15 protein-coding genes are annotated in these 23,709 nt (G+C 63.3%); 5 read left to right on the top strand and 10 right to left on the bottom strand.

From position 1 onward, the window contains the following. Nucleotides 1-27: 27 nt before the first annotated feature. Genes PXH66_RS13315 through PXH66_RS13300 form a run of 4 tightly spaced genes read right to left on the bottom strand, consistent with a single transcriptional unit; the run spans nt 28 to nt 6,275 of the window. Nucleotides 28-1,413, bottom strand: a complete 1,386-nt coding sequence (locus tag PXH66_RS13315) for an efflux transporter outer membrane subunit (protein WP_330928664.1) — start codon at nt 1,411-1,413, stop codon at nt 28-30. After that, nucleotides 1,406-4,543 carry an efflux RND transporter permease subunit gene (locus PXH66_RS13310; RefSeq protein ID WP_330928663.1) on the bottom strand — a complete coding sequence of 1,046 codons (3,138 nt, stop codon included), beginning with the start codon at nt 4,541-4,543 and terminating at the stop codon, nt 1,406-1,408. The genes PXH66_RS13315 and PXH66_RS13310 overlap by 8 nt, the downstream gene beginning before the upstream one ends. A gap of 35 nt (nt 4,544-4,578) precedes the next feature. Next, entirely contained in the window at nt 4,579-5,775 is a 1,197-nt protein-coding gene (locus PXH66_RS13305; protein WP_330928662.1) for an efflux RND transporter periplasmic adaptor subunit, read from the bottom strand. After that, nucleotides 5,772-6,275: a MarR family winged helix-turn-helix transcriptional regulator gene (locus PXH66_RS13300; protein ID WP_330928661.1), complete on the bottom strand. Its 504-nt coding sequence runs from the start codon at nt 6,273-6,275 to the stop codon at nt 5,772-5,774. Before PXH66_RS13300 ends, PXH66_RS13305 begins: the two co-directional genes overlap by 4 nt. A gap of 82 nt (nt 6,276-6,357) precedes the next feature. Here PXH66_RS13300 and PXH66_RS13295 point away from each other — a divergent pair, with 82 nt between their 5' ends. Further along, nucleotides 6,358-7,284 carry a LysR family transcriptional regulator gene (locus PXH66_RS13295; protein WP_330928660.1) on the top strand — a complete coding sequence of 309 codons (927 nt, stop codon included), beginning with the start codon at nt 6,358-6,360 and terminating at the stop codon, nt 7,282-7,284. A gap of 120 nt (nt 7,285-7,404) precedes the next feature. Further along, nucleotides 7,405-8,664, top strand: a complete 1,260-nt coding sequence (locus PXH66_RS13290; RefSeq protein WP_330928659.1) for a diaminopimelate decarboxylase — start codon at nt 7,405-7,407, stop codon at nt 8,662-8,664. Nucleotides 8,665-9,129: 465 nt separating this feature from the next. On the opposite strand, the gene PXH66_RS13285 is transcribed toward PXH66_RS13290, so the two are convergent. After that, on the bottom strand, nt 9,130-10,053 hold the full coding sequence (locus PXH66_RS13285; RefSeq protein WP_330928658.1) for a TlpA family protein disulfide reductase: 924 nt from the start codon (nt 10,051-10,053) through the stop codon (nt 9,130-9,132). Nucleotides 10,054-10,169: 116 nt separating this feature from the next. Between PXH66_RS13285 and PXH66_RS13280 the strand changes: the two genes are divergently transcribed. Next, nucleotides 10,170-10,832: a hypothetical protein gene (locus PXH66_RS13280; RefSeq protein ID WP_330932035.1), complete on the top strand. Its 663-nt coding sequence runs from the start codon at nt 10,170-10,172 to the stop codon at nt 10,830-10,832. Here PXH66_RS13280 and PXH66_RS13275 read toward each other — a convergent pair. The 4 genes from PXH66_RS13275 to ppdK all read right to left on the bottom strand — a co-directional run bounded on the left by PXH66_RS13275 (nt 10,829) and on the right by ppdK (nt 18,339). Beyond that, entirely contained in the window at nt 10,829-11,200 is a 372-nt protein-coding gene (locus tag PXH66_RS13275) for a hypothetical protein (protein WP_330928656.1), read from the bottom strand. The two genes, PXH66_RS13280 and PXH66_RS13275, sit on opposite strands and share 4 nt — an antisense overlap. Before the next feature lie 123 nt (nt 11,201-11,323). Then, the gene (locus tag PXH66_RS13270) at nt 11,324-12,067 is read right to left on the bottom strand and encodes a LytR/AlgR family response regulator transcription factor (RefSeq protein ID WP_330928655.1); all 744 of its coding nucleotides are present in this window, start codon (nt 12,065-12,067) and stop codon (nt 11,324-11,326) included. A 2-nt stretch (nt 12,068-12,069) separates the two neighbouring features. After that, entirely contained in the window at nt 12,070-15,192 is a 3,123-nt protein-coding gene (locus tag PXH66_RS13265; RefSeq protein WP_330928654.1) for a sensor histidine kinase, read from the bottom strand. Nucleotides 15,193-15,528: 336 nt separating this feature from the next. Continuing rightward, on the bottom strand, nt 15,529-18,339 hold the full coding sequence (ppdK, locus tag PXH66_RS13260) for a pyruvate, phosphate dikinase (RefSeq protein WP_330928653.1): 2,811 nt from the start codon (nt 18,337-18,339) through the stop codon (nt 15,529-15,531). Nucleotides 18,340-18,544: 205 nt separating this feature from the next. Here ppdK and PXH66_RS13255 point away from each other — a divergent pair, with 205 nt between their 5' ends. Together PXH66_RS13255 and PXH66_RS13250 are read left to right on the top strand one after the other, a co-directional pair. Beyond that, entirely contained in the window at nt 18,545-19,543 is a 999-nt protein-coding gene (locus tag PXH66_RS13255; protein ID WP_330928652.1) for a Gfo/Idh/MocA family protein, read from the top strand. 141 nt (nt 19,544-19,684) lie between these two features. Next, complete coding sequence (locus PXH66_RS13250; RefSeq protein WP_330928651.1) at nt 19,685-20,845, top strand: lipid-A-disaccharide synthase; 1,161 nt, start codon at nt 19,685-19,687, stop codon at nt 20,843-20,845. Nucleotides 20,846-20,878: 33 nt separating this feature from the next. On the opposite strand, the gene PXH66_RS13245 is transcribed toward PXH66_RS13250, so the two are convergent. Continuing rightward, a complete protein-coding gene (locus PXH66_RS13245) occupies nt 20,879-23,560 on the bottom strand; it encodes a c-type cytochrome (protein WP_330928650.1) in 2,682 nt (893 codons plus the stop codon). Between the last annotated feature and the right edge of the window lie 149 nt (nt 23,561-23,709).

The raw sequence follows: 23,709 nt of genomic DNA, 5'->3' as shown, positions 1-23,709 counted from the left end.
CGAACTGCGGGGCGGTCGACCGTCGATTCAGCCGCCGCCGAGAGCGGCGTAGAGCGCGGTGAGATTGGTCGATTCGGTGAGCCGGGCCTGAATGAGGGCCTGTTGCGCACCGAAGAGTTCCTGTTGGGCGAGCAACACCGTGAGGTAGCTGTCGACCCCGGCGTCGAACCGTTGGGTGGAGAGATCGAAACGACGTTGGGCGGCGGCCACGCGGGCGGACTGCGCGGCGATCTGCACGGCGATGGAACGGCGCACGGCGAGCGTGTCGGCGACCTCGCGGAAGGCGGTCTGGATGGCGCGTTGGTAATTGGCCACTTCGATACGGGTCTCGATTTCGGCGACCTCGAGGCGCGCCTTGTTCGCGCCGGCGGCGAAGATGGGCACGGTGATCGACGGCGCGAAACGCCACGCGCCGGAACCGGATTCGAACAACCCGCTCAGATCGGCGCTGGCCGTGCCGCCACTGGCGGTGAGCTTGATCGACGGGAAGAACGCGGCGCGAGCCACGCCGATGTTGGCGTTGGCGGCCTGCAGCACGTGTTCGGCGGCGAGGATGTCGGGCCGGTGCGTGAGCAGGTCGGCCGGCAGTCCCACCGGCAGATCCGCGATGAGATTTTGGGTGGCGAGCGAACCGCCCGGCGGGAGGTCGGTTGGCAACGTCGTGCCGACGAGCAGGGTCAAGGCGTTGTGCGCCTGATCGCGTTGGGCCTCGATCGCGGCGAGGGTGGCGCGCACGGCCTCGCGTTGGGCCTCGGCGGTGGCGAGGTCGAGTTCGGAAGCGACGCCGGCTTCGAAGGACTGTCGGTTCAAGTCGTAAGCGCGATCGGCGCTGGCAAAGGTTTGGCGAGCGAGGGCGAATTGTTCGTCGAGTGCGAGGGCGGCGAGATATTGTCGGGCTACCGCGGATACGAGACTGATTCGGGCGCTGCGAGCGGCTTCCTCGGAAGCGAGGTATTGTTGCAACACCTGATCGCGCAGACTCGCGACGCGACCGAAGAAATCGAGTTCGTAGGAGGGGATTTCGAGACCGACCTGATAGGAACTCGTGGTGACGGGGGCGCCGGTGGAGTTGAGATCGCCGGGCGTGCGTTGGCGCACGGCGTCACCGGTGGCATTGAGCGTGGGGATGAGGGCGGTGCGCTGGATGTTGTAGAGCGCACGGACGCGCTCGACCCGCAATGCGGCGACCTGCAAGTCGGTGTTGTGGTCCAGGGCGAGTTGGATCACGGCGCGCAGGCGGGCGTCGCCGAAGAATTCCGACCAGGTCAGGGTGTCGATGGACGGGCCGTCGACGCGGTCCGACCCGGTCGGGTAAGTGGCTGCCACCGGGGCGATGGGTTGCTCATAGCGGGGAGCGAGCGAGCAGCCGGTCAACAAAGCCGTGGCGAGAAAAGGAGTGATGGATTTAAGCATGGTGGGAGCCCTCCGCTTTGAGGGGAGCGGGCTTGACGCGGAACAGCCGGAGCACGACCACGAAGAAGACAGGAACGAAGAACACGCCGAGCACGGTGGCGGTGAGTGTGCCGCCCACGACGCCCGTGCCGATGGCGTTTTGGCTGCCGGAACCGGCGCCCGAACTGAGCGCGAGCGGCAACACGCCGAGACCGAACGCGAGCGACGTCATGAGGATGGGCCGCAGGCGCTGGCGGGCGGCCTGCATGGCGGCGTCGACGAGACTGAGCCCCTTGTCGTAACCGACCTTGGCGAACTCCACGATGAGGATGGCGTTCTTGGCCGACAGACCGACGATGGTGAGCAGTCCGACCTGAAAGTAGACGTCGTTGGGCAAGTCGCGCCAGAAGGCGGCGAGCAACGTGCCAATGACGCCGAGCGGCACGATCAGAATCACCGCGGCGGGGATCGACCAACTTTCGTAGAGGGCGGCCAGACACAGGAACACGATGAGCAGTGAGATCGCATACAGCGCGGGCCCCTGCGAACCGGAGAGCCGTTCCTCGTAGGACAGACCGGCCCACTCGAGTCCGATGCCGTCGGGCAATTGCGCGGCGAGATCGGTCATGATTTGCATGGCTTCGCCGGAGCTCACGCCGGGAGCCGGGGCGCCGGCGATGGCGGCGGCGGGAATGCCGTTGAAACGTTCGAGTTTCGGTGAGCCGAGGGTCCAGCGACCGGACGAGAAACTGGAGAACGGCACCATCTCGCCCTGGTGGTTGCGCACGAACCAGCGATCGACGTCCTCGGGGGTCATGCGGAATGGGGCGTCGCCCTGCAGGTAGACTTTTTTCACGCGACCGCGGTCGATGAAATCGTTGACGTAGGAGGACCCCCACGCGGCGGCGAGCGTGCTGTTGACGTCGACCAACGAGAGGCCGAGCGCGGCGGCTTTCGGTTGATCAATATCGAGTTTGTATTGCGGGGTGTCGGCGAGACCGTTGGGTCGCACGGATACCAGACGCGGGTCCTGGGCGGCGAGCCCGAGCAGTTGCATGCGGGCGGCCATGAGGGCGTCGTGGCCGAGCGCGCCGTTGTCGGTCAGGCGCAGGTCGAAGCCGTCGGCGGTGCCGAGTTCGAGCACGGCGGGCGGCGCGAAGGCAAAGGAGAGGGCGTCGGGAAACTGCATGAACTTGCCGAGCGCGCGGTTCTGGATCGCGGTCACGGACTGGTCGTCGCGCTGGCGTTCGCTCCAGTCCTTGAGGCGCACGAAGGCGAAGGCCTGGTTTTGTCCGACGCCGGAGAAACTGAATCCGGTCACGCCAAACATGCCTTCCACGTTTTCAGCTTCGTCGACGAGGAAATGATGTTCCATGCGCTCCAGCACCTTGAGCGTTTGCTCGCTGGTGGCACCCGGAGGCAACTGAGCTTGGGCGAAGAGGAATCCTTGGTCCTCGCTCGGCAGAAAGCCCGTGGGCAGGCGGCCGAACAACCAGGCAATACCGACGATGACAGCGGCGAACACGACCAGCGTGCGCAGGCGTCGTTTGATCATGCCGCCGACCCCGGCGACGTAGCGATTGGTGCCGCGATCGAAGACCCGGTTGAACCAGCCGAAGAACCCCTTGTCGTGGTAATGGTGGCCCTTGCGGACGGGTTTGAGAATCGTGGCGCACAGCGCCGGCGTGAGCACGATCGCGACGAGCACGGACAACGCCATGGCCGATACGATGGTGATGGAAAACTGGCGATAGATCACGCCAGTGGATCCACCGAAGAAGGCCATCGGCACAAACACGGCGGAGAGCACCAGGGCAATACCCACTAGAGCCCCGGTGATCTGATCCATCGATTTGCGCGTGGCCTCCTTCGGCGAAAGTCCTTCCTCGGTCATCACCCGCTCCACGTTTTCCACCACGACGATGGCGTCGTCCACCAGCAGTCCGATGGCGAGCACCACGCCGAAGAGCGTGAGCGTGTTGATGCTGAACCCAAACGCCGCCATGATGGCGAACGTGCCGAGCAGCACGATGGGCACGGCGATGGTGGGGATGAGCGTGGCCCGCAGGTTTTGCAGGAACAGCAGCATCACGAGGAAAACGAGCACCACGGCCTCGGCGAGGGTCTTGACGACCTCCTCGACGGAAAGCCGCACAAACGGCGTGGTATCGAGGGGATACACCACCTCCATGCCGGCGGGAAAAAAGGGCTTCAACTCGTCGATCTTGGCGCGAATGCCGGCGACGGTGTCGAGGGCGTTGGCGCCGGTGGCGGGGCGAATCGCCATGCCCGCGGCGGGTTGACCATTGAAGCGGGCCTCGCGGTCGTAGTTCTCGCCGCCGAGTTCGACGCGGGCGACATCGCCGAGCAGGATTTGAGAACCGTCGGGGTTGACGCGCAGCAGAATGGCCTCGAATTGCTCCGGCGTTTCGAGCCGGGTCTGCACCGTCATGGTGGCGTTGAGCAACTGCCCTGCGACGGAGGGATTGCCGCCGAGCTGACCGGCGGCAACCTGCACGTTTTGGGTGCGGATGGCGGCAGCCACGTCGGACGGCATGAGGTGGTAGTTGGCGAGTTTATCGGGATCGAGCCAGATGCGCATCGCGTATTGCGTGCCGAAACTCTGGATGTCGCCGACGCCGGGGACGCGACTCAGCGGCTCCTGAATCTGGCTCACCACGAAGTCGCCAATGTCCTTGTCGGACATGCTCCCGTCGACCGAGCGAAAGCCGATCACGAGCAGAAAGTTGCGCACGGATTTGGAAACGCGCACGCCGATCTGCTGCACCTCCTGCGGCAGCAAGGCAGTGGCGGTGGCGAGTTTGTTCTGCACCTGCACCTGGGCGATGTCGGGATCGGCTTCCGGCTCAAAGGTCAGCGTGACCGTGACGGCGCCGGACGAATCGCTGCCGGACTCCATGTAACGGAGATGATCGAGGCCGGTCATGCGCTGCTCGATGACCTGCGTGACGGTGTCCTCGATGGTCTTGGCGGAGGCGCCGGGATAGGCGGTTGCGATTGCGATCTGCGGCGGCGCGATGCTGGGATACTGGGCGACGGGCAGCGTGCGAATGGCAAGTGCGCCGGCGACCATGATGACGATGGCAATGACCCAGGCGAAGACGGGTCGATCGATAAAGAAACGGGCCATGACGGGAGACCTCAGTTAATACGTTGATGAAGGTATTAACCCTCGGTGGAAGCGGTGGCGGCGGCTTGCGGTTGCACCGGCATGCCCGGACGAATCTTTTGCAACTGATCGGTGATGATGCGGTCGCCGGGGGTGAGACCGGCGGTGACGAGCCATTGGTTGCCGACGGTGCGCGCGGTGGTGAGCACGCGCGGTTCGACGGTGTTTTCGCCGCTGACCACGAGGGTGGTGGCCTGGCCTTGGGCGTTGCGGCTCACGAGCGATTGCGGCACCAGAATCGCGGCGGGGGCGATGCCTTCATCGAGCACGGCGCGCACATACATGCCGGGCAGCAGGGTGGCGTCGGGATTGGGAATCGTGCCGCGCAAGCCGACGGTGCCGGTGGTGGGATCGACGGTGACGTCGGAGAATTGGAGCGAGCCGGTGGCGGCGTGAGTTTTGCCGTTGCCGAGGACGATCTGAAAGCTGAGTTCCCCGTCGCCGGTGGGCTTCAATTCGCCGGCGGCGAGGGCGGCTTGGAGGTTGAGCACGTCATCGGCGGATTGCGTGAGGTCGACGTAGAGGGGATCGAGTTGTTGCACCACGGCGAGCAGCGTGGCGGTGGCTTGCTGCACGTAGGCACCTTCCGTGACCTCGGCCCGGCCGATGCGACCGGAGATCGGCGCGGTGACGCGGGTGTAGCCGAGGTTGATTTCGGCGGAGCTCAACGCGGCCTTGGCGGCGGCGACCTCGGCCTGGCGGGTGAGATGCAGGGCGACCGCGTCGTCGTAGTTTTGTTGGGAGACCGCGTTGGTGGCGACCAAGCCGGAGAATCGATCGGCCTGCAGTTTGGCGGAGGCGAGTCCGGCCTCGGCGCGGGCGAGATTGGCCTGCGCGCTGTCGAACGCGGCCTGATACGGCGCGGGATCGATTTCGAACAACACCTGCCCGGCTTCGACCTGTGTCCCCTCGGTGAACAACCGCTTTTGCACGATGCCGCTGATACGGGCGCGGACCTGAGCCACCCGCGAGGCGGAGACGCGGCCGGGCAACTCGCGGGTGAGGGTCACGGCTTGCGGGGCGACGACATGCACGTGGACCGGCAGTGCGGCGGCGGCGGTGACGGCCGGGGAGCCGGCGGCGGATTTCTCGCCCGAACAGCCGACCCAGATCAGCGAAGTCACCAACGCGGCGGTGAGAAGCGTAGCGCGGCGCGATACGGTGAGAAGCGAGGAGCGAAACGTGGATTTCATGAAAGGGAGCGGTCGGGATTGAGACGGGCGCAAAGTTCGCGCAAACTGGTGAGCTCGGGGGGAGAGAGTGCGCTCATGAGCCGATGAATGGTGCGCTCGAAGCTGTGAAGGGCGTCGATGATCGTCTTCTGGCCCTGCGCCGTGAGTGCGATGGCGATCTTGCGACGATGGTCCGGTCGGCGGACACGCGTGATGAGATGGGTCAACTCCAAGCGGGCGAGGGTCTCGGAAACCGTTTGCGGCGTGATGTTGAGTTTGTCGGCCAGTTCGCGGTTACCCAGAGGGGTCGTGGGCCGACGATGAACGAGGGCGAGAATGCTGAAACCGGTGGCGCTCAATTCGAGACGGGCCAGCTCGCGCCGCAGTGCCGCGCCGATTTTTTCGCTGGTGTTCAACAGCTCAAACATGGCGCCACAACCCGCCGCATGGCAGGGGCCGGAGTCGCGGGCCAGAGCCAGGAGGGGCGCTTCGGCGACGGAGATGCTGAATGAGGAGGACACGTCCTACATTAATCCAACCGGGCCCATTGCGGAATGACTTTGTCGTTTGCGGCTTGATAACAATTGAGTATCAAGAGGCGGGATGGAACTCAGACATCTCCGATACTTCGTGGCCGTCGCCGAGGAATTGAATTTCCGGCGAGCCGCGGAGCGGGTGCGGGTGGCGCAGCCGGCGTTGAGCAAGCAGATCAAGGATCTCGAGCACGATGTCGGGGCGAAGTTGTTGGCGCGCAACACGGCCGGGGTGGCGCTGACCGATGCGGGGGCGGTGTTTTTACCGGAAGCGCAGGAGATCCTCGCCCACGCCGAGCGGGCGACGGTGATGGCGCGCGAAGCGCACTCGGGTTGGCGGGGTAGTCTGACCGTGGCCAACGTGAGCGCGATCTCGGCGAGTTTCATGCCGGCCGCATTGTCGACCTTCCATGCGCGTTATCCGGAAGTAGATGTGTCGTTGGAAGAGATGTTGTTTCCGGAGCAGATCAGCGCGTTGGAGACGGGGAAAATCCAAGTGGGCTTCAGCATCGAGAGCGGCACGCCGTTGCCCGATCAGTTTGAGCGTTTCAAGGTGTTGGAAACCGAGATTTGCGTGGCCATGGGCGAGAACCATGCGATGGCGAACCGTTCCCGGGTTTCGTTGCACGACCTCGAGGGCGAACGGTTGCTGTGTTTTGATCCGGGCACGCACCCCATGCACCGGGATCTGATTCGCAGAATCTGCACGGATCGTGGCGTAAAACCGGGACGATTCAAGGGCGTGAGCAGTATCGAGTCCATTCACGCGATGATCGAAGGTGATCAAGGCATCTCGTTTTTGGCTGCGGCCAGTGCGCGCCGTCGACGCACTGAAGGGGTCGTGTATCGGCCGATCAAAGAACGCGGCGATGACCTGCGGTTGGAATTGTATGCGATCTGGAAACGGCAGGATGTATCGCCGTTGGCCCTGAACTTTGTCGAGGTGCTGCGCGTGGTGTGCGGCCAGAAAGCGACGACCGGCACGGCCGCCGCTTGAGAGTCGTGGAAGCAGCCTGATGGTGGGGGCGGATCGTGGGACCGGGCCGGGCGAACGCGTTCCGTCATTGACAGCGGGTAACGGGTCGCTGCGTTGGAGCGTTTACCGTTATCACTTATCATGACTGAGAAGAGCTCCCCCTTCACCAAAGAACAACTGGAAGCCATCGCCGCCGAGGTGCCGACGCCTTTCCACGTGTATGACGAGGGCGCGATGCGAGCCAATGCCCGGGCATTCTACGACGCGTTCTCGTGGGTGCCGGGCGGTTTCAAAAATTTCTTCGCGGTGAAGGCGCTGCCCAACCCGCACGTCATGCAGGCTCTCAAGGCAGAAGGGCTCGGGGGGGATTGTTCGTCCTACGGTGAGTTGGTGTTGTGCGAGGCGGTGGGCATCACGGGCGAGGACATTGTCTTCACCTCCAACGACACCCCGGCCTACGAGTTCCAAAAGGCGGCCGAGTTGGGCGCGATCATCAATCTCGATGACATCAGCCACATCGACTATCTGGAAAAGGCGCTCGGCGGAAAGCTGCCGGAGCTCCTGTGTTTTCGCTACAATCCCGGTCCCCTCAAGGCGGGCAATGCCATCATCGGCAAACCCGAGGAGGCGAAGTATGGTTTTACGCGGGAGCAACTGTTCGAGGGTTATCGAATCCTGCGCGACAAGGGAGTGAAGCGCTTTGGGTTGCACACGATGGTGGCATCCAACGAGCTCAACCCGGACTACTTTGTCGAGACGGCGCAGATGCTCTTCGACCTGGTGGTCGAGTTGGACCGCACGCTGGGCGTCCGTTGCGAGTTCTTGAATCTCGGCGGCGGCATCGGCATCCCCTATCGCCCCGAACAGACCGCGGTGGATCTGGCTTATGTGGGGCGGAAGATTCGCGAGGCCTACGAAGCGACGATTGTCGCGGAGGGGCTCGGACCGATCAAAATCACGATGGAGTGTGGCCGCATGATCACCGGACCCTACGGCTATCTGGTGGGCCGGGTGCTGCACAAAAAGGCGATCTACAAGGACTACTTGGGGTTGGATGCCTCCATGGCCAACCTCATGCGCCCCGGCATGTATGGCTCGTATCACCACATCACGGTGCCGGGTCGCGAAGACGCCCCGCGCAAGGTTTACGACATCACCGGCTCTTTGTGCGAAAACAACGACAAGTTCGCCATCGACCGGGAGATCCCGGACCCGGAAATCGGCGACCTCGTGGTGATTCACGACAGTGGGGCGCACGGTCACTCGATGGGATTCAACTACAACGCGAAGCTGCGTTCGGCCGAAGTGCTGTGGCAACGCGAAGGCAAGTGGCGCGTCATCCGACGGGCCGAGACGCTGGCCGACCATTTTGCCACTTTGGACTACCCCGGACTGAGCTGAATCGAGCCCAGTCCGCACTCGAGCTCACCCCCGCCTCCGAGCGCACAAAAGTGTAACCATAATGGTTACACTGGCGCGGGCGAAGAGTCGGAGAGAGTCCCCCGTTTACCGATGTTCGGTGGTGGGTTGCGAGTGGTTCGCGGTCGCGGGCGTGGGGTCACGTGTGGGGCGGAAGTGTAACCATAATGGTTACACTGGCGCGGGCGAAGAGTCGGAGAGAGTCTCCCGTTTACCGATGTCTGGTGGTGGGGTGCGAGTGGTTCGCGGTCGCGGGCGTGGCGTCACGTGTGGGGCGGAAGTGTAACCATTATGGTTACACTTCCGGAGCTGAGGACGGGGCGGGTTGCGGTTTGATGGTGCCCGGAGGCGGTGCGATCTTGGTGCGATCGTAGCGTCGTCGTGGCGCGGTTGTGGGGTGATTTTTCCGCGCGCTGTCGTGGTGCGATTGTCCGAGGGAGTGGCGGCTCAGTTGTGAGCGGGCACGGGGAGGTCGAACTCGGTCAGGATGGCGTCGATCATGGCGAGTTTTTCCGCGTGCGGCATGGCGGGGTGCAGCGCGGGATGACGGACGGTGCCGTCGGGGGCGATGATCACCATGTGCGGAATGCCGGACACACCGTAGTCGGGGTTGAAGACTTTCTGGGCGCTGAAGGCGACCGTCCAGGTCATGTCCTTGGCGGTCATGAAATCCGCGGTGAGGGCGTATTCACGTTCGGGATCGTCGCGGGTCATGATGGGTGCGGCTTCCAGGCCGTGAACGCGTCCTTGCAAACTGGTGACACCGACGATGGCCACGTTGGCGGCGTCGTAGTGCGCCCGTAGTTCGGCGATCTGGGGAAAGGTGGCGACACATGGTCCGCACCAGGTGGCCCAAAAATCGAGCACGACGACTTTGCCTTTGAGATCGGAGAGGTGCGTCAGGCCGTCCTGGGTTGACCAGGTGAAGTCGATCTCCGGAGCGGGTTGGCCGGTGAGTTGTTCGGACAGCGCCTGCTTTTCCATGGCGCGTTCAACGCGTTGGATGAGGTCGGTGGCGTAGTTGCCAATATCGGTGTCGGCATACTTGGTGGCGATGCCGCGCAAGGCGGTGAACGCGGCTTTCTCGTCGTTCATGACCTGGAGCAGGAACATGGCGTGCATGAGGTTGAGTCGGGCCACATCCTCGGAGGAGTCATCGGCGTATTTGGCGAGTAGGGCGGAGAAGTCCGCCGCTTCGGCGGCGAAGTCTTCGCTGCCGGCGGCGATTTTTTCGCGGATGCGCGTGTCGATGACGAGAAACTCGGTTTCGATCGGCGAGGGCTCCGCCGGGGTCTCATCCTGAGCGGGCAGGGCAGCGGTGGTGAACACCATGGTGAAAAGAAACGCGAAGAGGCGTGGCAGGCGATGCATGGGTTATCAGCGCATGGAGATGCTTCGAAGTGGCAAATGGTTTTCGAGGTTTTGCAGCCGGATCTGCGCAAGGATGCGTATTTTGATCGGCGGCCAAGGGGTTATAGTGGGAGGTCGTGAGAGAGCCGCCTCCATTGCCTTCCGCCGATGGCATCGTCGTGCCGCCGTTGCCCGAGTGGGCGTCGTCGTCGTTGTTTTATACCACGCGGAACGACGCTTTTTCTTCTCCGATGACGCTGACGTTGACTGGCCAGAACGTGGCGTGCTCGACCGGGGCGAAGGAGCTCTTCCACTCCCTGCGGACGGCTCGTTCGATTCGCCTGGAGTTTGCGCCCACGCGGGTGGAGCCGAATCGATTTCGATGTCGATTGGAGTTTCGAAGCGGACGGACGATCATTTTCTACAACCGGTCGTATGTGAGCTTTGCCACGTTTACCGATTCGAGCGGGGCTTACCGGGTGTTTGTGATGGGATTGACCGAGGCGTTGGCGCAGCGGTCTCCGGCATGCCGATTTCTGGCGGGCACGCATCCCGCCAATTATGGGGCGGGCGTGGTGGGCATGGTGGTGGCGATCGGCGCCGTGATCGTGGTGGCGGCGTTTCTTTTGATCAGCGGTCTGTGGTGGCTGTTGCTGGTCAAAGCCGTGCTGATCGTGATTTATCTTCCCCTGGCCTGGCGTTGGTTACGCCGCAACCGGCAGCGCTCGTTCGAGGCGGTTGCGATCCCGGATGCGGTGTTGCCCAAACCCGGAGAAGGCCGGAGGGCGGACGGAGGCTAAGTGGTGGAAGGACGATTCACCGGGCGCGCGGCGTCGGCCGCCGTGCTCTCGCGGTTGAAGGTGTGGAACACGATCCGGCGCAACGTCGAGGTCGAGATACAAAGTCCGAACGTGCGGCGCAGTCGGCTTTGGTTGAAGGGGTGATAACGGTATTCCGTGATATCCAGGGAAAGATCGTAGGGCGTCGTGAGCCGACCGACGTTGTGAATCAAATCGAGATCCGACGCGAAAAAATCCGAGGCCAACACGCGCAGCGGCCAATACATCAAGCGTCCGGGCCAACGCAGGCAGGCTCGCAGGGCCGCGTGGGGATAGGCCTTCGAAGGAAGGTGGTGCTGGGCACAATACAGACTGCGAAAGGTTTCCATGGGGCGAGATTTCGATCCATGGAGCCGGTTCTGCGGTCGGGTCACACGTCTGCGGTGACGAACGCTGCTTTCTCCGTGACGAACGCTGCACGGGATGGGCGCAACTCCCTGCGACCCCGCCCGCTACGACTCGGGCCACCGCTCGCCGATGCGGGCGCGCAGGTCGTTCACGAGTCGATAGCTGACGGGCAGGGGGTCCGCCTGACCGCGCAGGTAGATTTCGAAACTCACCCGACTCTGTCGCACGATGCGATCGATCTGAGCCAGGGCGACGATCACCGTGCGATGCACCCGGCCGAAGGCGTGGTCGGGGAGTTGTTCCTCCCATGACTTCATGGTGCGGCGCACGAAGAGTTTTTCGCCGGAGGCGAGGATGACTTCGGTGTAGTTTTGGGAGGCGGAGATGGAGGAAATATCTGCCAGGCGCACGAACCGCTCGGTCGAACTGTCGAGCTTGAGCAGGATGCGGTCGTCGAGATTTGCCGGACTCGACGCCGCGGCATCGGACGATGAATCCGGCGGAGATCCCAAGCGGGTCAAGGCATCGGCGAAGCGCGCGGCCGACACGGGTTTGAGCAGGTAGTCGAGGGCATTGACTTCAAACGCCCGGAGCGCGTGCTGGTCGAAGGCGGTGATGAAAATCACGCGGGCACCGGGGCGGACGAATGGCACCAGATCGAAACCCACGCCGCCCACGAGCTGGATGTCGAGCAGCACCACGTCGTAGTCGGCCGTCCCGAGCCGGGTGCGTGCCTGCGCAAACGTCGCGGCTTCGCCCACCACTTTGAATTCCGGGTGATCCTCAAGCAGCCAGTGCAGTTCGGCCCGGGCGGCCGATTCGTCGTCGATGAGCAAGGTGCGCCACATGATCAGAGCGGTGGTTGAAAAGGCGCGGTAAGGGTATCGCGCAGGATGAGGCGAACGGTGACCTGGCCGTCGCGGCCGTGAGTGGTGAACTCGTGGCGTTGAGGGTAATAGCGGGTGAGACGTTGCCGCACATTGTCGAGTCCGATCCCGAGGGAGCGGATGCGCGAATCGCTGACAGCCGGTTCGATCCACTCGCCACTGTTGATCACCTCGATCACGACCTCGTGGTCCGCGGCGCGCTGCACCGAGAGGCAAATGCGAACCTTGTCATGACTCGTGGCCGCCCCGTATTTGACCGCATTTTCGACCAAGGGCAGCAGCAGGAAAGGCGGGAGGCGCATATCCCCGATGGAGTCATCTTGCTCGATCTTATACTCGATCAACTCACCGAGTCGCGTTTGCTCGATGGCCAGATAGGCGCGGAGCATCTCGATTTCCTCGCGCAGGCGCGGAGCTCCGTCGCCGTCCGGGCGGTGCAGCGTGAGGCGGCAGAATTCGGCCAGCCGAATCACGGTATCACGGGCGGCCCGAGGCGTCTGAATAATCTGCGCGCAGATCGCGTTGAGCGTGTTGAACAGAAAGTGGGGATTGAGTTGATAACGCAACACCTCGAGCCGCGCCTTCTCGGCGGCGAGGCGGGCGGAGAGCTTTTCATCGAACTCAATCTGGCGAAGCCGCTCCAGCTCCTCGTTTTGTGCGGCGAGCGCGGCGGTGCGATCCCGGACAGCGGCCTCCAGTTCGTGTTGCCGGTGCATCAGACGATGCACGCGCCACCGCCAGGCTGCCACGATCAACAAACCCAAGGTGGTGACATAGGCCGTCAAGGCGAGGGGGCGCATCCACCACGGGTGTGGCACGTCGATCTGCAGCGAAACGGGTTCGCTCCATTGCCCCCCCGGGTAGTGGGCGCGCAGTTGCAGGGAATGGTGGCCCGGACCGAGGGCGGAAAAATTGCGTTCGGAGGACTGGTCGGTGCGAACCTCGGCGGTGGAACCACTGCGGAACGTGGATTCGTAGGTCGCGCCGGGATGAGCCGCGAGTTGCACGGAGGCAAAGGTGACGTGCAGCGAATGATCGTGGTCCGGTAGTTGCACCCGGTCGGTGCCCGCGAGACGGCGGCCGTTGCCCGTCGTGACTGTGCGGATACGCAGGATGGGATCGGGTTCCGCCGGCATCTGCCGCCACTGATCGAGGTTGAGCCGCACCATGGCCGCGTGGCCCACGATCCAAAGGGTTTCGGGGCGACCCGCGGCGGCCGGCTCGTGGAGGAGGTGGGTGGGGTCGTCGATGAGCGTGAGCCGCGGGAGGCGCAGCGTGGTCAACCGGCCGGCGTGGCCGTAGCCGAGGCGAAGGTTGTTGCTGGCCTCATCCTCATCCGCCGGGCGCAAAATCATCCACAATCCACCGCGATCGTCGGGGGTGGAGCCATTGACGTGGGTGGAGCCGTCGGCCAGTTCGGTCCCGTAGGCGGCCGTGGGCTCGAAGCGATCGGTCGCGGGATCATAGCGCATCAGGCCGAGGTTGCACGTCAGCAGGGGGCCGTGTTGATCGGTGTTGAAACGGGTCCAGCCGTGACCGGCGGGCAGGCGGCCGTTGGCGGTGTTGTAGGTGCGAATCACGGGAGGTTCATCGTAGCCTTGCGGGAACGTGGCGTGAAGCACGCCGATCACCGGACCGCCCAGCCACCAGGAACCATCCGTATCGACGGATAAACTACGCACGCGCTCGATGCCGGGAACGTCACCGAGCGAGTGCCATCCGTCGGCGTCGAGTCGGTAGCGCCGCACCCGGTCGCTGTTGAACGCGGCCCAAATGCCGGGTTGGCGGGGCAGGGGGAATATGTTGGTGGCGTTGACCGGACTGTCGGGCAGCGGGGTGCCGTGAAAATTCTCGTCAAAGTCGAGTATGCCGTAGGCCGTTGTCCCCAGCAGTTTGCCTTGCGCGGCGGTCAAGTTATTGGGGCTGTTGGCCGAGATCCCGTCGGACTGCAAATGGGCGGCGCGGTCGGGGCTCGCCGGGATCACATGCAACAACCCGCCGCGTTCACCGGGCACGAGTAACTCACCGCGATGGCGCAGGGGCGTGTAGAGTTTGCTGCGCGGGGCTCCGTTGGCGGGATGAAACCACGTCACCCAGGACCGCGCATCGAGCCGAATGGTGCCCAGCATTGCTCCGCTCCACACGGCGAGTCCGTCGCGGGTGGCGTAGAGGGAAACGGCGGAGTTGTCGGGCAGTCCATTGTCCTCAAGGAAGTGGGCGATCTGGTGGCCGTTGGCATCGAGGATTCGCATGCCGGCGTGGATCGACCCCAGCACCAGTCGGCCGTCGGACAAACCGATCATGGTGTAAATACGGTTGGCCCGCAACTGCTCGTCCACGCTGGTCTCAAAACGGTGGAAAGCGGTGCCGTCCCAGCGCCACAGTCCCTCGCGATCGGTCGCGATGATCGTCGACCCGGTGTCGCCGCTCGTGTGCGCTCCGACGGCCCGTTGCCCTTGCAGATCGGGTGGAATCGGCAGGGCTTCCAAGAGCATCACCCCGCCGTCGAAGCGCAGTCGGAACCAGCCGTGGGTGAAGTCGGTCAACCATGTTTCCCGACCGACTTGAGTCATTCGCCAGCGGCGGGAGTCGGGCAGGCGCAGGGTGGAGAACTCGCGGCCATTCCAGCACATGAGCCAACTCGAACTCTGAAAGATCACGCCGTCCGGAGTCAGCCCCACGGCCCAGATATTGCCGAATCTGTCCGCCGCGGCGGGCAGGTGGGGCTTGAGCGAAACAAACGTGCGCTCGCCGGATTCGTCGGCTGGGGCGTAACCCATTTCGTCGACGCCCCCGATCCACAGCGTATCCGTTTCGTCGATGGCGAGGGCGCGCACAAAGGCGGCTTCAGGCACCGCGAGATGTGACCAGCGGGCGCCGTCGTAGATGAGCACCTTGTTGAGATTGCCAAAATAGAGCAGCCCCGCGCTATCTTCGGTGATATCCCAAACTTGGAAGTGTCCCCGATAGTCCCGGGGCGAAAACACATCGAGCAGGGGCAGTCCGGCTTCGGGTTCGAAGGCGACGGCGGGGCGGGGCTGGCCCCAACCCAGGCATACGGCTCCGCACAAGCTCAGCACGGCCATCAAGCGATGCAGCGAGGAGGAACTAAGACTCAGAACCGGCGGAAGCAGAACACCGCAGTATGAGCCCCACCACGGCCACAAATGCGAGCCGCATGTGACGATCGCCTCGGATCGCGGGACGAACGCAACGCCCTGAAGGCGGCGGTGGGGCAACGACGTGCTGAGGTGGAGGTCTTCCGCGGGGGAGCGCGGTGGTCGCAAGCGACGCCCCTACTGGTCGGTGCGAGCGAATGGGTGGAGCGAAGACCGGCGTTTCAACCCCACAAAAAAGCCCCGCGCCGGTGAGGGCGCGGGGCGAGGAAGGGGCGGGAGCGCCAGCGAGCAGGCGGCCGATGCTTAGGCGTCCGCGAGCGCGGCCTGAGCGGCGGCGAGGCGGGCGACCGGCACGCGGTAAGGCGAGCAGGACACGTAGGCCAAACCGAGCTTGTGGCAGAACTTCACCGAATCCGGATCACCACCGTGTTCGCCGCAGATGCCGAGCTTGATGTTCGGACGGGTCTGACGGCCCTTGGTGATGGCGATTTCCATGAGTTGGCCCACGCCGGTCTGGTCGATGGACGCGAACGGGTTCTTCGGCAGAATCTCGTTCTCCGCATACGGAGCGAGGAAGGAGCCGGAGTCGTCGCGCGACATGCCAAGGGTGGTCTGGGTGAGGTCGTTGGTGCCGAAGGAGAAGAACTCCGCGGTCTCGGCGACTTCGTCGGCCGTGAGCGCACCGCGGGGGATCTCGATCATGGTGCCGACGGAGTAGGAAACGCGGGTCTTGGTTTCCTTCATGACGGCCTTGGCCTCCGCGTGAACGGCGGCGACCTGGATCTCGAGTTCCTTGGCGAAACCGACGAGCGGGATCATGATCTCGGGCTTGGCCTTGATGCCCTTCTTCTTGGCTTCAACGGCGGCCTCGATGACGGCGCGGGCCTGCATGCGGGTGATCTCCGGGTAGCAGATACCGAGACGGCAGCCACGGAAACCGAGCATGGGGTTGAACTCATGGAGTTCGGCCACGCGGTTCATGATGACCTCAACCTTGATGCCGAGCTTCTTGGCCAGATCGAGCTGCTGCTCCTTGGTGTGAGGCAGGAACTCGTGCAGAGGCGGATCGAGGAAGCGGATGGTCGCGGGGAAGCCGTTCAGCGCCTTGAAGATGCCGAGGAAGTCTTTGCGTTGGAACGGCAGGAGCTTCGCGAGGGCGGCCTCACGAGCTTCGGTGCTGTCCGAGAGGATCATCTCACGCATGGCGTCGATACGCTCGCCTTCGAAGAACATGTGCTCCGTGCGGGTGAGGCCGATACCGACGGCACCGAACGCCACCGCTTGGGCGGTTTGCTCGGGGGTGTCGGCATTGGTGCGGACGACCATCTTGGTGGCCTTTTTGCACCAGGCCATGAGCTGCACGAAGTTTTGGTAGGTGCCGCTCTTCTGGGCCTTCTTGTTGCCTTGGATGAGACCCTGCACGACCTCGGAAGGGGCGGTGGGGACTTCACCGGCGTAGACGGTGCCGGCGGTGCCATCGATGGAGAGGAAGTCACCTTCCTTGTAGGTGGTCTTTCCGACCTTGAGGGTGCGCTTGTCGTAGTCGACGTGCAGGGCGGCGGCGCCACACACGCAGACCTTGCCCATTTGGCGGGCGACGAGAGCGGCGTGGGAGGAAACACCACCGCGAGCAGTGAGGATGCCCTCGGCCGCGATCATACCGCGGAGATCTTCCGGGGACGTTTCAACGCGAACGAGGAGAACCTTCTGGCCCTTCTCGTTGGCTTCCACGGCGCGATCGGCGTTGAAGTAGATCTTGCCGGTGGCGGCACCCGGACCGGCGGGCAGGCCCGTGGCGATCTTGTCGGCGGCCTTGACGGCTTTGGCGTCGAAGATGGGCGCGAGGACCTGTTCGAGCTGGTCGGCGGGGACACGGGAGACGGCGGTCTTCCAGTCGATGAGCTTCTCTTTCACCATTTCGCAGGCGATGCGCACCGCGGCGACGCCGGTGCGCTTACCGTTGCGGGTCTGGAGCATGAAGACCTTGTGGTCCTGGATGGTGAACTCGAAGTCCTGCATGTCGGTGAAGTGCTTTTCGAGCACGCCACGGATGCGCTCCAACTCCTTGAGGGAGGCGGGCTGTTGCTTCTTGAGGTCGGCAACCGGGTAAGGGGTGCGCACGCCGGCGACGACGTCCTCGCCCTGGGCGTTCATGAGGAACTCACCGTAGAAGACCTTCTCGCCGGTGGCGGGGTCGCGGGTGAAGGCGACGCCGGAACCGGACTCGGAGCCGGTGTTGCCGAAGACCATGGCCTGCACGTTGACGGCGGTGCCCCACTCGGCGGGGATGCCATACTTGCGACGGTAGACGTTGGCGCGGTCGTTCATCCAGGAACCGAAGACGGCCGACATGGCGCCTTGGAGTTGGTCCCAGGGGTTGGACGGGAAGTCGTGACCGGTGCGGTCTTTGACGAGCGTCTTGAAGCGAGCGATGACCTCTTTGAGGTGATCGGCGGAGAGATCGGTGTCTTCGGCGTGAGCGTTGCCGAGGAACTCGGCCTTGGCTTCCTCGATCACGACCTCGAAAGGCTCGTGGTCTTCGCCGGCGCGCTTTTGCACACCGAGAACGACGTCGCCATACATCTGGACGAAGCGGCGGTAGCAGTCCCAGGCGAAGCGGGCGTTGCCGGTGGCCGTTTCGAGAGCCACGACGGTCTCGTCGTTGAGGCCGAGGTTCAAGATGGTGTCCATCATGCCCGGCATGGAGTCGCGGGCGCCGGAACGCACGGCGACGAGGAGCGGGAAGCCCTTGGCGTCACCGAATTTCACGCCCATCACTTTCTCAACCTTGGCGATGCCAAGTTCCATCTGGCGTTGGAGATCGGCCGGATACTTGCGGCCGTTGGCGTAGTAGTGCGTGCAGACCTCGGTCGTGACGGTGAAGCCCGCGGGAACCGGGAGGCCGATGCGGCTCATCTCGGCGAGATTGGCGCCCTTGCCGCCGAGGAGCGGCTTCATCTTGCCGTTGCCGTCGGCTTTGCCGGCGCCCCACGAGTAGACGTATTTAGGAGCCTTGGCGGCGGTTTTCTTCTTCGCCGGGGCCTTCTTAACGGCCTTGGCGGTGGTTTTAACCGCTTTTTTAGCGGTCTTCTTGGCTTGGGTTTTAGCTGCCATGTTTTGGATCAGGTTTGTGAGAAAACGGGCGCGTCATCCATAGACGCAAAGAGCAAGCGAATAGGGTGAGCGGGGGAGCTGTCAACGTCGGGCTTGTGGCGGGGAAGCGTCCGGATGGTGAAGGTTAAGAAAACCACCGTCGAGCGTCGGTGGAATTCAAACTCGTGAGTTGCCAGCGGGTAGCGGCGTCGGTGGCATGGACCGCATGGCTGAAATCGATGCAAATGCCTCTGTGCGATGTGGGGTGGCGGGGGTGGGATCTCTCGGACAACATCATGCGCGCATTTACGCGAGTCTGCCCAAGGTGGAGTTTGTGGGGATTTTCGAGACCGATGACGTCCGGGCCGCCGAGATTTGTGCCAAGCATAATTGCGTGCGGTTCGATACCCTCGAAGCGCTCGGAGCGGCGTGCGATGCGGTGTCGGTGGTGGTGCCGACGGACTTGCACGAACGGGTGGCATTGCCGCTGCTGGCGGCGGGATGTCATTTGTTGATTGAGAAGCCGATCTGCGCGTCGCTGGCGGAAGCAGAACGGGTGCTGGCGGCGGCGCGTGAACATGACCGCATCGTGCAGGTGGGGCATATCGAGCACTTCAATCCGGTGATGAGTTTTCTGGAAAAGGAAGTCGTGGCGCCGAAGTTCATCACGGCGGAACGCCTGGCACCGTTTACGCCGCGCGGCACGGAAGTCGGGGTCGTGCTCGATCTCATGATCCACGACATCGGCATCGTGCTCCAACTGGTGCAGTCGCCGGTCAAGAAGATCGAAAGTGTCGGCGTGAGTCTGGTGTCGAAGACGGAGGACATCGCCAATGCCCGCATTGAATTTGAAAATGGATGTGTGGCCAATCTCAGCACCTCGCGCATGAGTTTGAAAAAGGTGCGCGAGATGCGGGTGTTCCAGGAAAGTGGATACTTTTCCTTCGATTTCATGCGGCAGAGCGGACACCTCGTGCGGACGACGGGTTTGCTCGACTATGCGGGCAAGCTGCGCACGGGAACGGTGGATCCCCAAGATCCGACGGCGGTGCCGCTGGAGCCGGTGCCGATCGAGAAGGGCGAACCGCTCGCGTTGGAATTGGCGCATTTCACGGCGAGTGTAGCGGCGGCCTCGCAGCCCAAGGTGGGCGGCGCGCTGGGACGGCAAGCGCTCGAAGTCGCCATCACGATCACCGAACAAATCCGCGCCGCGAAGCAGGCGTAGCGCGCGGTCAGCCGGCTGCTTTTTAACCACAGATGGACACAGATAAACACAGATTTGGATCCGGGGAATGCGCGATTGCTCCTGGTATAGGGTGGATTGGATCCGTGTTCATCTGTGTCCATCTGTGGTTAAAAAAATCTGATGACTAAGGCGTTGCCATTTCGGTTGCCGGGGCCGGTTGACGGAGACGTCGACTTGTTGGTCGTGGCGGCGGAGCATTCGGGGGACCAACACGCCGGGCGCATGGTGCGGGGGGTGTTGGCGGCGGAACCGGAGCGTCGGGTGGCGGCTTTGGGTGGCCCGGCGTTGGCGGCGGCGGGCGCGCAACTGCTGGAGGATTTAACGGCGCAGTCGACCATGGGATTCGCGGTGTTCGGCAAATTATCGTTCTACCGGACGCTGATCGCCGAGGTCGTGCGGTGGGTGGGGGCGCATCGGCCCAAGGCGGTATGCTTTGTGGATTCCTCCGGGCTGAATCTGCGTATTGCGAAAGGCCTTTTCGACGCGGGGTTTTCCGCCAAGGCAGGCGGTCCCACCAAGGCGCTCTACTACATCTCGCCCCAGATCTGGGCGTCGCGGGCGAAGCGGCGTTTTCAGATGGCGGAGCACCTGGACGGGCTGGCCTCGATTTTCCCGTTTGAGCGCGAGGTCTACGCCGACACTTCGTTGGCGGTGGAGTTTGTGGGACATCCCTTTGTGGCGGCCGACTATCAACCACCCGTGACGTATGATCCGGCAGGACCGGTGCTGTTGTTGCCGGGAAGTCGGCACGGGGTGGTGAAGCGGTTGTTTCCGGTCATGCTGGAGGCGTTCGCGGGTATGGCCGGAACCCGGCAGGCCATGACCCTGTATCCGAGTGATGGAATACTGGATACACTAAAGGCAGCCCGGCCGCCGAAAACGTTGCAGTTTTTGCGAACCGGGGAAACCGATGGTCCGGTCGGTGCTTCCGCGGTGCTCACCACCAGCGGGACGATGTCGATGCACTGCGCGTTGGCCGGCATACCCGGGGTGGTGACCTACAAGACGGACCCGCTGACGTATTGGCTGGGTCGTATGCTGGTCAAAGTGAAGTTCATCGGCATCGCGAATCTGTTGCTCAAGGAAGAGATGTATCCTGAATTCATCCAGGGAGCGGCCACGGCGCGCACCCTGGGGCATGAACTGCAGCAGGCGTTGGAAAATCCGGAGCGCGTGGCCCGCACTCAAGTTCAGTCCGGGCAGCTTCGGGAGTTGTTGAGCGCCGCCGCGCAGAACACCGCGTCGGAGTGGATGCGGGGACAGTTGAAATCCGGCGATTGATTCAGCTTCCGCGGCGCGAGTGATCGCGGGCGGTCACCGGGGATCGGCAGGCTCGGGCGGCGTATCGCGGAGGGTTTCGAGGAACATGATCAAAGAGTCGACGTCGTCGGCGTTTAAAATTCCGCGATAGGAGGGCATGGCCACATCGGACTGATCGTAACCAGCGACGATATCTCGGGTGGGATCCATGATCGCATCGCGCAGGTAGTTGGAGTTGGCCATGCGGCGGCGTCCGTTGGTCAAAGGGCGGCGGGTTTGGTAGATGTTTTTCCACGATGGTCCCGAGAATCCTTCCGTGGTGCCGTCGAGGGAGTGGCAGCCGGCGCAGGCGAACTGGGTGTAGATTTCGCGACCGCGTTCGACGGACAACGACACGGTGCGATGGATTGTTTCCCGGGGCGCGGGGGCGGAGGCAAACAAGGCGGTAAAATCCTCCACTCCAAGGGACGCGCGCGTGGAAGCGTCGAGCGGGGCGAGCGCGTTGATGGTGAAAAAGACCTTTTGGCTGGATCCGTCGGGTTGATCGTAAATCAGCTCGAGTTGTTCCACCGGCACCATGCCATCGATCGCGAGAAAAACGGTGGTGCGATCCGAGGACAGGAATACGGAGTGGACCAACGCGGCATCGACCCCGGGTTCGCCGTCGGCGCGATAGTAGCCCGAACCGTATTGCGCGGTGCGACGGTAAGACCAACTCGTGACTTGGTAGTGGCTCGGCTCCAACGCATGAGCGGGATCGAGCGGTCGGGAAAACTGCAGCCGGAGACCCTCGGCATGGGCTTCGGCTGCGACGGGGAGGGCATCGTGCGACTCGACCGCGCGCAGGCGACAGAGTCCCTCGATGCGCGGGGCGATGCAGCTCCAGATTTGCATGCCACCGAAATAGGCCATGCCATCAAGCGGACTGATCTCTCCCTTGATCAACGGCACTTCGAAATTCACGGGAAGCGGAACGGCGACCGCCTGACGGATGGGGTCGGCCGGGCCGGTCAGAATTTTAACGACGCTGGGTTTGTAGAAATCCAACATCAGCACACTGCCCGCCAAATCGCCCAGGCTCCGGTTGTCGGTCGGGACCGTGACCAGATCAATGCCGCTTTGAGCGAAACGATGCGGAATCCACAATGGCACGGGTGGGGTGTTGCGCGAGTGGGTCGTGCCGGGTTCGAATCCATAAAAATTGCCCGGAAGGATCTCGAGCATCGGGGTGGCCGGCACCCAGTTGCCTTGTTGATCAGTGGCAATGATGCGACCGGACTCGCCGAACTCGCTCAGGTAGCCGTTGCGCAGGCCTTCGGCGTAAACTCGAACGAATTTGCCGGTCGCGTCGATTTCCAGCACCCGACCAGCGTGAGGGGCGGCGTGGGCCTCCTGTTGGCCGCCGATGGAGAGTAAAAAGCCGCCGTCCGCGCGCGGCACCATGCTCAACGGAAACGCGCGAGTCTCCGCGCTTTGCACGAAGTCGTTGGAGAACATTTCGTAGCGGTCGGTATCGTCGTCGCCGTCGAGATCGAGGAGCCGAATGAGGCCCAAGCGGGTGAAGACGAATATTTCATCGCCGCGAAGCGTGATCGATTGAGGCTCGCAGAGCCCGGTCGCGATGCGGCGCATGGTAACGGGCTCATCACTGTTGGCATTGAGGCCCGCCATACGAAAGACGTCGCCATCGTAGGTGACCATGACGGCTTCGCCCGAAGGATAAAAATCGATATCCATGGGACGGATACGTCGTTGCCAGGGATTGGGGTAGGGAATCGCGAGTTCGTCCACCGCGTAGGACCCCTGGGGCACTCCCTCCACCATGTGCGTGGTCGCAGTCAACTCGGCCCGGTTGACGGAGGTGGAGACGAAAGTGTCGGAGAGCGGGAGGTCGTGAGGCACGTCTTGCCCGTCCAAGGCGTAGATGATGTTGATGATCTGTGGGTCGGCGGAAGGCGCGATGGAGGCGATGATATGGCGACCGTCGGCCACGGTGAGCGCGGCTCCGTGGGCGGCGAAACGGGTGGGCACGGTATCCACGTTTTCGTCGAGCTCGGCGGCGATGCAGACCAACGGTTGATCGTGCGGCGCGAGCTCGATTCGGCGCACGACAAACGGGCGAGTTTCGTGGTGGTGCGCGGAGAATTGTTCCGTCACGGCCACGGGTCCCAAGGTGTAATGCAGGGTCGCGGCCGAGCCGTGGTCATCGATCGCGCGCCAGCGTCCATCGGTCGTGGGAAGGGGGCCCCGGCCCAATTCCTCCGGATCGGGACCGCGGGGACGAGGATCGTCGAACGACACATCCGCCGCGGGTTGCCAACCTGGATACAAACCCGTGGCGGCGACGATCCGGCCCTGCGGCTGGGGCAGACGGGATTGTCCCCCGGAAAGTTTCCGCAGCGGCACCGCGTAGGACAGCATGGCCATGCCGTGCGGCGTGATGAAATCGCCATGCCAAATGGCGGCGACCCGCAGGAGTTCGGTGTCGAAGCCGACGTAGACGTCGTCGCCCAGCGGCAGCACCAGTGCCCGGGGCACGAGATTGGTCGTATTTCCCGCCGGTGCCAATCCACGAAGGTCGAGGGTGGCCTCGACGAAGGGGAAGTCGGGCTGCCGGTAGTCTTGATAGTAAGGGGTGTCTTCGCGGGCCAAGTGTTCCGGAATGTTGGCACCATGAATGGCACCACCAAGGGCCAGGAGCACCAACGTGCTGAAGCGCGGGGGTAGAGGACGCATTGTTAATAATTATTACCATGAAATATTTTGTCTGCCAAGACCGCAAACGAACCGCCGTCCGAAATTTCTTCCCAGACACCCCATGAAGGTCGGGGGTAGTATCGGAGACCATGCTCTCGTGCGAAAAGGGGCTGGTTCTTCCGGCGGTG

It is taken from the genome of Synoicihabitans lomoniglobus (genome assembly GCF_029023725.1).
GTDB lineage: Bacteria > Verrucomicrobiota > Verrucomicrobiia > Opitutales > Opitutaceae > Actomonas > Actomonas lomonigloba.
This window is presented reverse-complemented; position numbering and strand designations above follow the sequence as displayed.